The following is a 14,376-nucleotide window of genomic DNA, read 5'->3' as shown; positions in this document are numbered from 1 at the left end:
CCGGATCGGCAGGTCGTCCGCTTCGCGCCGAGTTTCACCCGTTGGGGTCACGGAGTCGGATCTGCCGTAGAGGACGGACAGGACCGGCAGCGTCAACGGCACCGGTGCAGCCATGGGGGTGTGCAGACCCGTCCGGTGGCCGGCGGACCTGACGGGCGGACCGGGCAGAACAGAACAGCCGTCAGGCCCCGGTCGCGCCCGAGGTCTCCCCGGGCTCCGGGATGCCCACCCCCGTGATCCGGTGCAGCGCGAAGGTCCGCATGGTCTGCCGCAGCTGGTCGAAGGCGGCGACGGTACCGCCGGACACCGCGATCGGTTCGATCAGCCGCCGGCTGGTCCCACCCTCCGCGTCGACGTACCCGATCCAGACCTGCTGCCGCTGGGCCGCGGCATCGCGGAGCAGTTGCAGGGAGCGGGCCGTCGACTCCTCCGGCGACTGCCCGCCGGCCCGCTGCCGGGACTCCTGGTCGCCGGCCCGCATCCGGTGGACCAGCGCGACGAGTTGCTCCTCGCTGGGCGCCGGTGGCTCCCGGCGGCCGGTGATCGCCGGCGGCGCCGAACGCACCCGGGCGGGCGCCGCGGTCAGGTCGACGACGGTGCCGTCCGCATCCTCGGCAGCGGGCAGCAGCCCCGCCGCGGCGAGCACCGCCAGCAGGTCCTCGGGCGGGGTAGTGGACAGCGCGACGGTCGGCGCCAGCCGCCGCAACTCGATGCCGGCGGCCTGCGCGTGGGCGAGAGCGGTGTCGATCAGCGTCGAGTCCTCGCTGCGCAGGTAGCTCGTCGCGGCGCCGACGCGGAGGATGCCGTGCCGCCGGGCGGTGTCGTCGATCAGGTAGGTCAGCGCCTGCGGCACCCCGGTCGCCGAGTGACGCTCGAACAGGCTGTGCACGTCGGTGGCGGTGGCACCGCCGTCGAACCCGCGGCGCAGGCTCTGCGCGGTGACCCGGAAGACGGTGGCGCTGCCGGCGGATTCGATGTCGGCGATCTCGGCCAGCCGGCCGGCCAGTCCGGGTTCCAGCCGACCCGGTGCGACGACGGTGAGATCCGCCTGCACCAGCACCTTGTCGACCGGGTCCGGCAGTGACTCCCGGTAGGCCAGGGTGACCGCGTCCGGATCATCACCGAGCAGTGCCCGGCCGGCCGAGGTGATCGCACCGAAGGCGACGATGCCGAGGAAGGTCGCTTCCTCCACCAGCACGCGGGCCAGCGGGTCCCGGCGCTCCGGCGGACGCAGCGGGGCCAACCAGGCCAACCGCTGGGTGAGTGCATCCCCCTCCAGACCGCTGCCCGGCGGCAGGTCGGCGAGCATCTGCAGCACGAACCGGCGGTCGGTGGGACCGCGCAGCCACGACATCTCGGCGGCCAGGGCGTTGACCGTGCGACCGGCGGCGTCCTTGCTGCCGGCCCGGGCCGGTTCGCGGCGCAACTCGAACCAGGTGCGGGAGAGCAGCGACCAGCACTCGGCCTCCTCGCCGTCGAGGAAGTCGTCGGACTCCGGGGTGGGTGCCCAGGCGATCGAGGTGGACCGGGTGCGCGGCTCGCTGGTGGCGATCAGCGCCAGAGCGGCGAGCAGTTCGGCGAGCAGGGCGACCCGGAACTCCGGCAGGTCGATCTCCTTGCCGATCCGGCGCAGCTCACGGACGCCGAGCCCGCCGGATTTCAGCGCCGGCGCCGGGTTCCGGCCCATCGCGCCGATCACCCCGCGGGCGGCGGCCAGCGCCGTCAGCCCCTGGCCGCCGGCGGTGCCGTCGACGGTCTTCCGGGTGTGCCGGCCGACCGGGACGTCCGGCAGCACAGGCTGCACCTCGCCCAGCGGGGCATGACCGCGCAGCGCCATGCCGACCTCGCGGGGCAGCACCACGGTCGCCGCGTCCGCCCGCACCAGCAGACCCTTCTCCACCAGGTCGTCGGCGAGCCGGGCGACCGGGCTGCCCGGCGTCAGCGTGCCGCGGGGCTGACCGCCGTCCAGCCGGCGCAGCAGGGCCGCCGCATCCTCGTCGAGGCCGGCCAGTGCGCGCCGCGCCGCCACCGGGTCGAGGCTCCCCGGCGGGCCGAGCCCGGCGGGGAACTCCCCGAGCGCCGTCGGGACCGGCGGCGCCAGTTCCAGGTCCGGTCCGCGCACCAGGCCGACGGTCTCCAGCCGGTCGAGGCCGGCCCGGACCGCATCCGGATCGGTGTCCGGGCCGAGCAGGCGGGTGACCACCCCGGCGGAGGGGGCCGCGCCGCGGAGCAGCACCAGCGCCTGCAGCAACTGGACCTCGAACCGGTTCAGCCCTTCCAACACCCGCCAGACCGACGGCGGGGTGTCCAACCGCCGGGCGAGGACGGCCAGGTCGCCCGGCGCCGGGACGGCGAGGTCGGGACGGGCGCGCAGCAGCGCGATCAGGGCGGCGTCGGACCGCCCGCGCATCCAGTCCAGGCACGAGGTCATCAGCGGTCACGGTACGCAGTCCGGGCGGTGGTCCCGGACGGGTCCCGCGCGGGTGTGGACAGCGTGTTGAGCGACGCCCGGCGGTCGGGGATGATGGGAGCGCCGCGCGGTCGACCGGGCGGCGCGTGCCGGTGGCGGACCGGCGGCGAACGAGGAGGTCCGGTGGCGGACAAGCGCGGCAAGGGTGTCGATCCGGAATGGCCCCGGGTGCCGGACGGTGAGCACGCCGTGAGCGAGTTCAACGCCGACCGCCAGGGTGCGCTGTCGCCGTTCGGCGAGACCGAGTTCCCGCTCGATCCGGCCTCTCTGCCCTACCACCACCCCAGCACGGTCATCAATCGCTGATCCGGGGGTCGCCGGGCTGCTGCTGGCTGCCGGCGCCGGTCGCCGGTTCGGCGGCCCGAAGGCGCTCGCCGACACCGGCGACGGACCCTGGGTCCTGCGAGCGCTGAGCACCCTGCGGTCCCTGGACCCTGTGCTGGTCGTCACCGGCGCAGCGGCGCAGGAGGTCGAGGATGTGCTGCCACCGGGCACCGCCGTGGTGCGGAACCCGGAACCGGAGACCGGCATGGGCGGCAGTCTGCGGCTCGGGCTGCAGGCACTCGCCGCCCGGCCCGACCTTCTTGCCGTCCTGGTGATGCTGGTCGACCTGCCCGACGTCGACATCCGGGTCGTCGACCGGGTGGCCGCCGCCGCTGTCGTACACGGACCGTCGGTGCTGGCCAGGGCCTCGTACGGTGGGGTGCCCGGACACCCGGTGCTGCTCGGCCGCGACCACCTGGCGGCGATCGCCGCGTCGGCCACCGGGGATCGCGGCGCCCGTGACCACCTGGCCCGCGGCGACGTCGTGCTGGTGGAGTGCGGCGACCTGGCCACCGGACTGGACGTCGACGAGCCGCCTGCCTGAGGTGACCGGCGTGCGCGGGGTCACCGCTGTGACGGACGTCGGGCAGCGGCACACCACGCCGCGACGGACTAGCCTTCTGGTGCCGGAAATGCGGACGGCATCCGTCAGCGTGCCGGCGTCACGCCCCGTGCCACCGAAGAAGCGCCCCGCGCCACCCGATGAAGGAAGTCCTCCCCATGGCGATGCCAGGTCCCGGTTACTCGATCACCATGCGGATCGCGGCCCCGCCGTCGGCCACCGCAGCGGGGGATCTGACCACCGCTGTGGGCAAGGCCGGCGGCGTGATCACCGCCTTCGACGTCGTCGAATCGGCCGCCGGGCTGATGGTCGTCGACCTCTCGGCGAACGCGCTGTCCGCCGACCACGCCGGCCTGATCACCGAGGCGGTCGGCAGCCTGCCGGGCGTCGAGGTGCGCAAGGTCTCCGACCGCACCTTCCTGGTCCACCTCGGCGGCAAGATCGAGGTCACCTCCAAGGTCCCGCTGCGCAACCGTGACGACCTCTCCCGCGCCTACACCCCCGGCGTCGCGCGGGTCTGCCGGGCCATCGCCGACAACCCGGACGACGCCCGCCGGCTCACCATCAAGCGGAACACGGTCGCCGTGGTCACCGACGGCACCGCCGTGCTGGGCCTGGGCAACATCGGCCCGGCCGCGGCGCTGCCGGTGATGGAGGGCAAGGCGGCGCTGTTCAAGAAGTTCGCCGGCGTCGACGCCTGGCCGGTCTGCCTGGACACCACCGACACCGAGGAGATCATCCGCACGGTGCAGCTGATCGCCCCGGTCTACGGCGGCATCAACCTCGAGGACATCGCCGCCCCACGGTGTTTCGAGATCGAGCGGCGGCTGCGCGGGATGCTGGACATCCCGGTGTTCCACGACGACCAGCACGGCACCGCGATCGTCGTGGTCGCGGCCCTGCGCAACGCGCTGCGGGTGGTCGGCAAGGACATCACCAACTGCCGGATCGTGGTCTCCGGGGTCGGCGCCGCCGGCAACGCCATCATCCGGCTGCTGCTGAAGCAGACCCCGGCCGACATCGTCGCCGTCGACATCAACGGCATCGTGCACCGCGGCCGGGAGGGCATGGACCCGAACCTGGCCGAGGTGGCCGGCAAGACCAACAAGGACGCGCAGACCGGCACCATCCACGACGCGATCGTCGGGGCCGACGTGTTCATCGGCGTCTCCGCGCCGAACATCCTGACCGGCGCGGACATCCGGGCGATGAACTCCGACGCGGTGGTGTTCGCGCTGGCGAACCCGGACCCGGAGATCGACCCGCTGGAGGCGCAGCAGTACGCCGCCGTCGTCGCCACCGGCCGCAGCGACTTCCCGAACCAGATCAACAACGTGCTGGCCTTCCCGGGGGTGTTCCGCGGGCTGCTGGACGCCCAGGCGCACAACATCACCGACGACATGCTGCTGGCCGCGGCCGCCGCGATCGCCGACGTGGTGGCGCCGGACCAGGTCAACGCCTCCTACATCGTGCCGAGCGTGTTCGACGCGAAGGTCTCGAAGGCGGTGGCGGCGGCGGTGTCCCGGGTCGCGCACGAGCAGGGCCACGCGGCGCCGGCCGCCAGCTTCTCCTCGGTCGGCGAGGACGATGACTGACGCAGCCGGGCTGACCCACGTCGACGCCGCCGGGTCCGCCCGGATGGTCGACGTGACCGGCAAGGAGGTCACCGCTCGCACGGCGGTGGCCACCGGCGTGCTGCGGACCACCGCCGAGGTGGTCGACCTGCTCCGCCGGGACGGTCTGCCCAAGGGCGACGCGCTGGCCACCGCCCGGATCGCCGGGATCATGGCCGCCAAGCGCACCCCGGACCTGGTGCCGCTGTGCCACCCGATCGCGATCTCCGGTGTCACCGTTGATCTCTCGCTCGGCGGGGACGAGGTGCGGATCACCGCGACGGTGCGGACGGCGGATCGCACCGGCGTCGAGATGGAGGCGCTGACCAGCGTGGCCGTCGCCGGGCTGACGCTGCACGACATGGTCAAGGCCGTGGACCCGGCCGCGGTGCTGGATGCCGTCCGCGTCGAGTCGAAGGACGGCGGCAAGACCGGGTCCTGGCAGCGGCCGGCGGACCGATGAGCGGTCCGCGCACCGCCGTGGTGATCGTCGCCTCGACCCGCGCGGCGGCCGGTGTCTACCCGGACCGGACCGGACCGCTGCTGGTGGAATGGTTGCGCGGCAAGGGGTTCCACTGCGAGGACGCGGTGGTCGTCGCCGACGGGCCGGACCTGCCGATCGCGCTGCGCGGCGCACTGACCGCCGACCTGGTGATCACCTCCGGCGGGACCGGCCTCACCCCCACCGACGGCACCCCGGAGGCGACCGCCGCCCTGCTGGACTACCAGATCCCCGGCCTGGCCGACGCGCTGCGCCGGGAGGGCGCGGACAAGGTGCCGACGGCGATCCTGTCCCGCGGGGTCGCCGGTGTCGCCGGGCGCACCCTGGTGGTCAACCTGCCGGGGTCGACCGGCGGGGTGAAGGACGGCATGGCGGTGCTGGACCGGGTGCTGGACCACGCCCTGGACCAGCTGGCCGGCGGCGACCACCCCGGATCGGGCACCGGATGACCGGCCGGGTGATCATCGCCGCGGTGTCCGACGAGAACCTGGACGTGGCAGCGCATGTCGCGGCGGTGGACGTGGCCGCCGCCGGCGCGACGGTGAGCTTCTCCGGGGTGGTGCGTGACCACGACGGCGGCCGGTCGGTGCAGGAGTTGGAGTACCAGGTGCACCCCACCGCGGCCCGGGTGGTCGCCGAGGTCGCCGCCGAGATCGCCGCCCGGGACGGTGTTCTCGCCGTCGCGGTCAGTCACCGGTTCGGGCTGCTCGGGATCGGTGACGTCGCACTGGCCGCCGCGGTGTCCGCCGCCCACCGGCGCGAGGCGTTCGCCGCCTGCGCCGAACTGGTGGACGAGGTCAAGAAGCGGATCCCGATCTGGAAGCGTCAGGTGTTCGCCGACGGGTCCGACGAGTGGGTCGGCTCGGCCTGAGCACGGCCGACCTCAGCGGTGTGCGGCCAACCGGCGGCGCAGCTCGCCACGGATCGCCGGCCACTCCACGGCGATGATCGAGAACACCACGGTGTCCCGGAAACTGCCGTCCGGCATCACCATGTGGTGCCGCAGCACGCCGTCCTGCTTCGCGCCGAGCCTGGCGATCGCCGCCCGGGACTGCATGTTCAACCAGTTCGTCCGGAACTCCACGGCGATGCAGCCGAGGGTCTCGAAGGCGTGGCCGAGCAGCAGCAGCTTGCTCTCGGTGTTGGTGCCGGTCCGGTGCGCGGAGGTCGCGTTCCACGTGTGCCCGATCTCCACCCGGCGGTTGACCGGGTCCGGGTTCATGAAGGTGGTCATCCCGATGACCTCGCCGGTGTCCCGACGCACGGCCGTGAACGGGAGCATCCGGCCGGCTGCCTGCTCGGCCAGTCGGCGGTCGATCTCGGCGGCGACACCGTCCGGATCGGGGATGGCGGTGTAGCTCAGCTTCCACAACTCGCCGTCCCGGACCGCCGCGACCGCACCCTCGAGGTGATCGGTGGACAGCGGCTCCAGCACCACGAGATCGCCGGTGAGTGTGACGGGTTCGAGGAAGGCCATGCCCGGATCCTAGGACCGCGCACCTGAGGCCGGTGCCTTGCCATCGGGCCTCAGGCGCGCGGTCGCACCGCCGCGTCGAGCGTGACGCCGGTCAGTTCCTCGGCGGTGGTCCAGAGCCGCGCCGCCACCTGCTCGTCGAGCGCGTGCCGCGGGATGCGGGACACCGCGGTCGGGCCGATCAGACTGGCGAAACCGCCCGGGCCCCAATAGGAACCGGATCCGGCGATCGGCGACGTGGCCGCGTGCAGCAGCGGCTCGGTGCCCGGCCCGACCGACTGCGAGGGCACCAGCGAGAACATCAGCGACTGCCGTCGTTTCGGCGTGGCCCGCCCCAGGTTGGCGCCGGCCGTCTGCAGGTTGGTCCGGGTGAACCCGGGGTGCGCGGCATTGCTGACCAGGTCCAGGTCACGCTCGGTGGCGATCCGCGCGAGTTGCAGCGAGAACATCAGGTCGGCCAGCTTCGACTGGGCGTAGCTGCGCATCGGCGACCAGCGCTTGCGCTGCCACTGCAGGTCATCGACGTCGATCCGGCCCATGTGGCTGACGCCGCTGCTCATGGTGGTGACCCGGGCACCGCCCGCTTCGAGCAGCAGCGGGAGCAGCCGCAGGGTCAGCGCGAACGGGCCGAGGAAGTTGCTGCCGAACTGCAGCTCGAAGCCGTCGGCCGTCTCCAGCCGCCGCGGCGGCGCCATCACGCCGGCGTTGTTGATCAGCAGGTCGATGGGCGTGCCGTCGGCGACCAGGCCGTCGGCGAAGTCCGCGATCGACGCCAGGTCGGCGAGGTCGACCCGGCGCACCTGCAGGTCGGCGTCCGGCAGCCCGGCCCGGATCTCGGATCGGGCCTGCTCGCCCTTCTCCGGCGTCCGGACGGCCATGACCACAGTCGCGCCCGCGCCGGCGAGCCGACGGGTCGCCTCCTTGCCGGTGCCGCTGTTCGCGCCGGTCACGACCACGGTGCGGCCGGTCAGGTCGGGGATCTCGAGCATGGTGTCCTCCTCGTGTCCGTTGTACAGCAGACCGTCGGTCTGTTGTCGTCGACCGTAGCGGACCGGTGGTTCGTTATCAACAGACCGGCGGTTCTTTCCGACGGCTCGTGCGGTCGGCCAACGGCAGTCGAAGTGGGCGGTTGTCGATCGTGGTCCGGTCCGGCACTCTGGCCGGATGGGTGACCCGCGATGGAGCGTCGAGGACCACATGCGCGGCAAGCCCGCCGGATCGCTCGAGCTGTACCGGTCGTTCGTGGAGCTGCTGGACCGGTGCGGGCCGTACGAGCTGTCGCCGTCCAAGACGACGATCACCTTCAAAGGTGCGCGGCGCGGGTTCGCCGGCGCCCGGCCGACGGCCACCGGCCTGCGCTGCTACCTGGACCTGCAGCGGATCGTCCGGGATCCGCGGATCAGCTCGGTGTCGCCGTACACCACGTCGCTGTTCGTCCACCACGTCACGGTGACCCGGCCGGATCAGTTGGACGAGGAGTTCGCCGGCTGGCTGGGCGAGGCCTACGCGGTCGGGCAGGGCGCGCACCTGGCCCGCTGACCCGCGTCCTACAGACCGATGGTCTGTAGGATCGGCGATCATGACCGGGTTCCAACGGGCGCGCTCCGCGGAGCAGCGCGAGGTGCGCCGCACCGCCATCCTGGCGACCGCGGCGGAGATGCTCCAGGAGATGCCGGTCGCCGAGCTGAGCCTGAACGCGCTGAGCCGCCGGGTCTGCCTGGCCAAGTCGAACGTGTTGCGCTACTTCGAGTCCCGCGAGGCGGTGCTGCTCGAGCTGCTCACCGCGCAGTGGGCGGACTGGCTCGAGGAGCTGCCCGGGCTCTTGGCCGCGGTGCCGGCCGACGCGCCGGTGGCCGACCGGGTGGAGCGGGTGGCGGAGCTGGTGGCGTCCGCGGCCGCCGCCCGACCGGTGCTCTGCGACCTGCTCGGGGCGCAGGCCGGCGTGCTGGAGCGCAACCTCTCGCCCGAGGTCGCCGCGGCCTGGAAGCGGTCCTCCCTGACCGACGCCACCCGGCTCGGGGCGGTGATCGGTGCGGCGGTCCCGGAGCTGACCGACGCCGCGGCGATCGAGGCCGCGGCCGGCGTCTCGGTGGTCGCCGGCGCGCTGTGGCAGCACACCCAGCCGTCCGCGGCGATGCTCGAGGCCTACCGCGCCGCACCGGATCTCGCCGCGATGAAGCTCGACTTCGCCCCGGCGCTGCAGGAGGTGCTGGCGGTGGTGCTGACCGGCCTGCTGCACCGGCCGCCGATCGGCGGCGGGCCGTTCGGGATGCCGCTGCCGGTGTCGATCACCGGCCGGGTCGCTCCGTGAACGGCCGGCGCCGCGTCGCGCCGATTGCGCCCTGAGCGCACAACCCCGGCGCGCCGGGCCCGGGCGTTCCTAGACTGGAGGGGCGCGGTCCGGCAGGGCCGGGTCCCACGGCAGCAGGGAGTGGCATGACCGCAGCAGTGCCCGGTCCTTCCCGATCGGCGATCCTGACCGTCGACGACGATCCCGGGGTGTCCAGGTCGGTCGCCCGCGACCTGCGCCGCCGCTACGGCTCCGACCACCGCATCGTGCGGGCCGAGTCCGGGGCACAGGCCCTGGACGCGCTGCGCGAGCTGAAGCTCCGCGGGGACCAGGTCGCCGTGCTGCTGGCCGACTACCGGATGCCGCAGATGAACGGCATCGAGTTCCTGGAGCAGGCGATGGACCTGTTCCCGGCGGCCCGCCGGGTGCTGCTCACCGCTTACGCCGACACCGATGCGGCGATCACCGCCATCAACGTCGTCGACCTGGACCACTACCTGGTCAAGCCCTGGGACCCGCCGGAGGAGAAGCTCTACCCGGTGGTGGACTCCCTGCTGGAGGCATGGAAGGCGGCCGATCACCGGGCGGTGCCGGAGACCAAGGTGATCGGGCATCGCTGGTCGGCGCGCTCGGCCGAGGTGCGGGACTTCCTGGCGCGCAACCAGATCCCGTACCGCTGGTTCGCCGCCGACGAGGCGGAGGGCGAGCGGCTGCTGGCCGCGGCCGGTCAGGACGCGCAGTCGCTGCCGGTGGTGATCACCACCGAGGGGCAACCGCTGGTGGCGCCGTCGGACGCCCAGCTGGCCGACCGGGTCGGGCTGGCCACCACACCGATCTCCGACTTCTACGACCTGATCGTCGTGGGCGGCGGGCCGGCCGGTCTCGGCGCGGCGGTCTACGGGGCCTCCGAGGGTCTGCGCACCGTGTTGGTGGAGCGCACCGCGACCGGGGGCCAGGCCGGGCAGAGCTCGCGGATCGAGAACTACCTCGGTTTCCCGGACGGCTTGTCCGGCGCCCAGCTCGCGGACCGGGCCCGCCGGCAGGCCACCCGGTTCGGTGCCGAACTGCTGACCACCCGGGACGTGGTCGGCCTGGAGGTGCACGGCCCGGCCCGGCGGGTGCGGTTCGCCGACGGCAGCTCGGTCGACGCCCGGGCCGTGGTGCTGGCCACCGGCGTGTCCTACCGGCAGCTGCCGGCCGACGGTCTGGGCGACCTGACCGGCCGCGGCGTCTACTACGGCGCGGCACTGACCGAGGCGACATCCTGTGCGCAGCAGGACGTCTACATCGTCGGCGGGGCCAACTCGGCCGGCCAGGCCGCGGTGTACCTGGCCCGTGGTGCCCGGTCGGTGACGCTGCTGGTGCGCGGGTCGACGCTGGAGTCGTCGATGTCCTACTACCTGATCCAACAGATCGCTGCGATCGAGAACATCCACGTCCGCACCTGCACGGAGGTGATCGCCGGCACCGGGTCCGACCACCTGGAGGAGCTGACCCTGCGCAGCACCGCGACGGGGGAGACCGAGACGGTGCCGGCCGGCTGGTTGTTCGTGTTCATCGGCGCCGCGCCGCGCACCGACTGGCTGGACGGCGTCGTGGTGAAGGACGGGAAGGGTTTCGTCGTGGCCGGTCCCGACCTGCCGCTGGACGACGGACACCCGCGCAGCTGGCCGCTGGAGCGGCCGCCGTACCACCTGGAGACCAGCGTGCCCGGCGTGTTCGTCGCCGGTGACGCCCGGTCCGAGTCCGCGAAACGGGTGGCCTCCGCCGTCGGCGAGGGAGCCATGGCCGTGATGCTGGTCCATCGATACCTGGAGCGATCATGAGTGAGTCCGCACATGTCTGAGACCCTGCCCTGCGACATCGAGGAACTGCGCACGCTGTTCCTCTTCGAGAAGCTGGAACCCGAGCAGCTGCAGCGCATCTGCAGTGAGGGTCACGTGATCCGTGCCGAGCCGGGCAACCTGTTCACCGAGGGCGACCCGGCCACCTGCTTCTACGTGATGCTCGAGGGCGAGATCGCGCTGCTCCGCCGCGTCGGCGGCGAGGACATCGAGACGTCCCGGACCTCGCAGCGCGGCGTGTACAGCGGCGCGGTGCAGTCCTACCTCGGCGAGCAGGTGCCGCAGATCTACCGCAACTCGGTCCGGGTGATCCGGCCGTCGCGGTTCTACGTGCTGGACGCCGGCACCTTCGCCGGGATCATGCGCGAGTGGTTCCCGATGGCCATGCACATGCTGGAGGGCCTGTTCCTCGGCCTGCAGAGCTCGCAGGCCGCGGTCGGCCAGCGTGAGCGGTTGCTGGCCCTGGGCTCGCTGTCCGCCGGGCTCACCCACGAGCTGAACAATCCGGCGGCGGCCGCGGTCCGGGCGACCGCGGCGCTGCGCGAGCGGGTGGCCGGTATGCGGCACAAACTCGGCTTCATCGCCTCCGGGCACTTCACCCCGGACGCGATGGCGGCCGTGGTGAAGATCCAGGAGGAGGCGGTCGAGCGTGCGGCCAAGGCGCCGCAGCTCAGCCCGCTGGAGGCCGGGGACCGGGAGGACGCCCTCGCCGACTGGCTGGACGAGCACGACGTGCCGGGCGGCTGGGACATCGCGCCGACCCTGGTGCAGGCCGGGCTGGAACCGGACTGGCTGCAGGAGGTCCGTGACACCGTCGGCGAGCAGGCCTTCCCCGGTGCTGTCCGCTGGCTCGGCTACACGGTGGAGACCGAGCAGCTGATGGACGAGATCGCCGACGCCACCACCCGCATCTCCACCCTGGTCGACTCGGCCAAGCAGTACTCGCAGATGGATCGCGCGCCGTTCCAGGTCGTCGACGTGCACCAGCTGCTCGACTCGACATTGGTGATGCTCGGCAAGAAGATCGGCAGCGGCGTGCAGGTGGTCAAGCACTACGACACCTCGCTGCCGCGGATCGGTTGCTACGCCGCCGAACTCAACCAGGTGTGGACCAACCTCATCGACAACGCGGTCGGCGCGATGCACGGCGAGGGCACGCTGGCCATCACCACCGGACCGCTCGGCGACGACCACCTGTTCGTCGAGATCGCCGACACCGGACCCGGTGTGCCGGAGGAGATCCGCGACCGGATCTTCGAGCCGTTCTTCACCACGAAGCCGGTCGGCGAGGGCACCGGCCTCGGGCTGGACATCTCCTGGCGCATCGTCGTCAAGAAGCACCGCGGCGACCTGAGCCTGCAGTCCACCCCTGGCGACACCCGGTTCCTGGTCCGGCTGCCACTGTCCGGCCCGCAGCCCACCGACGCCTGACGGTGCCGGACATTGCCTGAGAGTGCCAGATAGAGCCTGACAGAAGGAGAACCCGATGTCCGAGATCCCCGGCGTGGACCCGAGTGTGCCGCCGAGCGGCACCGGTTGCGTGGAGTGCGACGCGGCCGGCGGCTGGTGGGTGCACCTGCGCCGGTGCGCGCTGTGCGGCCACATCGGCTGCTGCGACACCTCGCCCTCCCAGCACGCGACGGCGCACTTCAAGGAGTCCGGCCACCCGATCATCCGCAGCTTCGAGCCCGGCGAGGACTGGTTCTGGGACTACACCTCGGACTCCGGTTTCGGTGGGCCGGAGCTCGCCGACCCGCAGGCGCACCCCGCCGACCAGCCCGTCCCCGGCCCCGCCGGGCGGGTGCCCGCCGACTGGATGAAGTACGTGCACTGACCCGACACCTGAGGTCCTGCAACCGGTGAGCAACTGCGAGCGGCTAAATGGCCGGCACCATCGGGGAACGAGCGCAGCCGTTGCTGCTGGCTAGGCGAAAACGACTCAGCTGGTAGTGACGTCGGTCTGCCCGGCGTACTTGAAGGCCAACCGGCCGTGCGCGAAGCCGCCCCCAGCTCGGATCGCGGTCGCCACCCAGCTTGCCTCCGCGAGTTCGGCTGTCGTCGCGCCGGCCTTCATGGCGTTCTGCGAGTGGAACTCGATGCAGTAGACGCACTGTGTGGTCAGTGCGACGGCCACCGCGATCAGTTCCCGGTGCTTGAGATCGAGTGCGCGACCCTCGGGCGCGAACACCGCGGCGTCGAACCGGCCGAAAGCTTTCAGCAGATCCGGGGTCTCCGCTGCGTAGACCTTGTCGTAGTCGGCATCCGACGGATCGTGGTAGTGCGACATCTGTGACCTCTCAGTTGATCTGGATGGTGGGTTCAGCCCGGTCGGGAGGCGGTGGCTCTGCGCGGTCGGTCGAAGCGCCGGTGGCGGAAGGCGGTGAGGTCGAAGCCGGTGTCTTTGCCGAGGGCGAGGTGGGCGCCGATGGTGCCGGTGACGGGTCCGATGGCCATGCCGTGGCCGGACATGCCGGCCAGGACGGTGAGTCCGGGGACGTCCTGGGTGGTGTCCAGGACGGGGAGGGCGTCGGGGGTGGTGTCCAGGATGCCGGTCCAGGTGTGCTCGATCTTCACGCTGCTGGTGGCGGGGACGGCCCGGTGCAGGGCTTTCAGCGCCCGGGTGAGCTCGCTGCGATCGGGCGGATACCAGCGCATGGTGTCCGGGATGTGGTCGGGGGTGTGTCGGGTGGTGCCGGTCAGGTCGGGGCGGATGCGGGTGGCGTGCCGGTTGGCGCGCAGGTGCCGGCGGACGTCCGGGTCGGCCAGCGCGGCGGGTGGCAGGTGGACGGTGTCGCGGCCGATGAGGCCGGTGCCGAGGACGATGCGGCCGTCTTCTCGTTGCCAGGCGGTGAACTCGGAGTGCTGCAGCACCGGGGCGAACAGGCCGGGGGTCGCGGGGGTGGTGCGGCCCAGGGTGACGGAGCGCTGTTGGAAAGGGATGTCGACTCCGACCGTGCGGGACAGGTGCCGCGTCCAGATGCCGGCGGCCACGACAAGTATCGGGGTGGTGATGGTGCCGTGGCTGGTGTGGATGCCGGCGACGGAGTGGTCGGGGTGGGTCCGGATGCGGCGGGCGGTGGTGCGCAGCAGCAACGTGACGCCGGCGGGGGCGAGTTGGTCGGCGAAATGGCGGGTGGCGGCGGCCGGGTCGTAGTGGCCGTCGAGAGGGTGGCAGCTGGTGGCGACGATGCCGTGCGGGTCGGCCAGCGGCACCAACGCCGCCAGGTCCTCACCGGCGGGCCTGGTGAGTGGCTGTCCGGCGGCGATGCCTTCGGCGTAGACGGTGTCGACCAGGCC

16 protein-coding genes are annotated in these 14,376 nt (G+C 72.6%); 11 read left to right on the top strand and 5 right to left on the bottom strand.

What is annotated here, in order from left to right:
* Positions 1-181: 181 nt before the first annotated feature.
* Positions 182-2,431 carry a helicase-associated domain-containing protein gene (locus tag GIS00_RS28715; RefSeq protein WP_154771231.1) on the bottom strand — a complete coding sequence of 750 codons (2,250 nt, stop codon included), beginning with the start codon at positions 2,429-2,431 and terminating at the stop codon, positions 182-184.
* A 162-nt stretch (positions 2,432-2,593) separates the two neighbouring features.
* On the opposite strand from GIS00_RS28715, the gene GIS00_RS25160 reads away from it, so the two are divergent.
* The 6 genes from GIS00_RS25160 to GIS00_RS25135 all read left to right on the top strand — a co-directional run bounded on the left by GIS00_RS25160 (position 2,594) and on the right by GIS00_RS25135 (position 6,342).
* Positions 2,594-2,776: a hypothetical protein gene (locus GIS00_RS25160; protein WP_154771230.1), complete on the top strand. Its 183-nt coding sequence runs from the start codon at positions 2,594-2,596 to the stop codon at positions 2,774-2,776.
* Entirely contained in the window at positions 2,688-3,338 is a 651-nt protein-coding gene (locus GIS00_RS25155; RefSeq protein ID WP_322098415.1) for a nucleotidyltransferase family protein, read from the top strand. The genes GIS00_RS25160 and GIS00_RS25155 overlap by 89 nt, the downstream gene beginning before the upstream one ends.
* Before the next feature lie 176 nt (positions 3,339-3,514).
* Positions 3,515-4,951 (top strand): NAD-dependent malic enzyme, encoded by a 1,437-nt coding sequence (locus GIS00_RS25150; RefSeq protein WP_154771229.1) that lies wholly within the window; start codon positions 3,515-3,517, stop codon positions 4,949-4,951.
* Positions 4,944-5,432: a cyclic pyranopterin monophosphate synthase MoaC gene (gene moaC / locus GIS00_RS25145; protein WP_154771228.1), complete on the top strand. Its 489-nt coding sequence runs from the start codon at positions 4,944-4,946 to the stop codon at positions 5,430-5,432. The genes GIS00_RS25150 and moaC overlap by 8 nt, the downstream gene beginning before the upstream one ends.
* Before the next feature lie 20 nt (positions 5,433-5,452).
* The gene (locus tag GIS00_RS25140) at positions 5,453-5,920 is read left to right on the top strand and encodes a MogA/MoaB family molybdenum cofactor biosynthesis protein (protein WP_407666925.1); all 468 of its coding nucleotides are present in this window, start codon (positions 5,453-5,455) and stop codon (positions 5,918-5,920) included.
* Positions 5,917-6,342 carry a molybdenum cofactor biosynthesis protein MoaE gene (locus tag GIS00_RS25135; RefSeq protein WP_154771226.1) on the top strand — a complete coding sequence of 142 codons (426 nt, stop codon included), beginning with the start codon at positions 5,917-5,919 and terminating at the stop codon, positions 6,340-6,342. Before GIS00_RS25140 ends, GIS00_RS25135 begins: the two co-directional genes overlap by 4 nt.
* Before the next feature lie 12 nt (positions 6,343-6,354).
* On the opposite strand, the gene GIS00_RS25130 is transcribed toward GIS00_RS25135, so the two are convergent.
* Both GIS00_RS25130 and GIS00_RS25125 read right to left on the bottom strand, forming a co-directional pair.
* On the bottom strand, positions 6,355-6,948 hold the full coding sequence (locus tag GIS00_RS25130; RefSeq protein ID WP_154771225.1) for a GNAT family N-acetyltransferase: 594 nt from the start codon (positions 6,946-6,948) through the stop codon (positions 6,355-6,357).
* Positions 6,949-6,998: 50 nt separating this feature from the next.
* On the bottom strand, positions 6,999-7,934 hold the full coding sequence (locus GIS00_RS25125) for an SDR family oxidoreductase (protein ID WP_154771224.1): 936 nt from the start codon (positions 7,932-7,934) through the stop codon (positions 6,999-7,001).
* Between the two features lie 175 nt (positions 7,935-8,109).
* On the opposite strand from GIS00_RS25125, the gene GIS00_RS25120 reads away from it, so the two are divergent.
* From GIS00_RS25120 to GIS00_RS25100, 5 genes are all read left to right on the top strand, one after another.
* Positions 8,110-8,484 carry a DUF5655 domain-containing protein gene (locus GIS00_RS25120; protein ID WP_154771223.1) on the top strand — a complete coding sequence of 125 codons (375 nt, stop codon included), beginning with the start codon at positions 8,110-8,112 and terminating at the stop codon, positions 8,482-8,484.
* A gap of 40 nt (positions 8,485-8,524) precedes the next feature.
* Positions 8,525-9,256 (top strand): TetR/AcrR family transcriptional regulator, encoded by a 732-nt coding sequence (locus tag GIS00_RS25115; protein ID WP_154771222.1) that lies wholly within the window; start codon positions 8,525-8,527, stop codon positions 9,254-9,256.
* Between the two features lie 125 nt (positions 9,257-9,381).
* Positions 9,382-11,061, top strand: coding sequence for an FAD-dependent oxidoreductase (locus tag GIS00_RS25110; RefSeq protein ID WP_154771221.1), 1,680 nt, complete (start codon positions 9,382-9,384; stop codon positions 11,059-11,061).
* Between the two features lie 12 nt (positions 11,062-11,073).
* Positions 11,074-12,510, top strand: coding sequence for an ATP-binding protein (locus GIS00_RS28710; RefSeq protein ID WP_154771220.1), 1,437 nt, complete (start codon positions 11,074-11,076; stop codon positions 12,508-12,510).
* 55 nt (positions 12,511-12,565) lie between these two features.
* Entirely contained in the window at positions 12,566-12,913 is a 348-nt protein-coding gene (locus tag GIS00_RS25100; RefSeq protein ID WP_154771219.1) for a UBP-type zinc finger domain-containing protein, read from the top strand.
* 105 nt (positions 12,914-13,018) lie between these two features.
* On the opposite strand, the gene GIS00_RS25095 is transcribed toward GIS00_RS25100, so the two are convergent.
* Positions 13,019-13,366 carry a carboxymuconolactone decarboxylase family protein gene (locus GIS00_RS25095; protein ID WP_154771218.1) on the bottom strand — a complete coding sequence of 116 codons (348 nt, stop codon included), beginning with the start codon at positions 13,364-13,366 and terminating at the stop codon, positions 13,019-13,021.
* 32 nt (positions 13,367-13,398) lie between these two features.
* On the bottom strand, positions 13,399-14,376 hold a 978-nt coding region (locus GIS00_RS25090), incomplete at its 5' end, for an NAD(P)/FAD-dependent oxidoreductase (RefSeq protein ID WP_154771217.1).

This window comes from Nakamurella alba (genome assembly GCF_009707545.1).
GTDB classification, from domain to species: domain Bacteria; phylum Actinomycetota; class Actinomycetes; order Mycobacteriales; family Nakamurellaceae; genus Nakamurella; species Nakamurella alba.
This window is presented reverse-complemented; position numbering and strand designations above follow the sequence as displayed.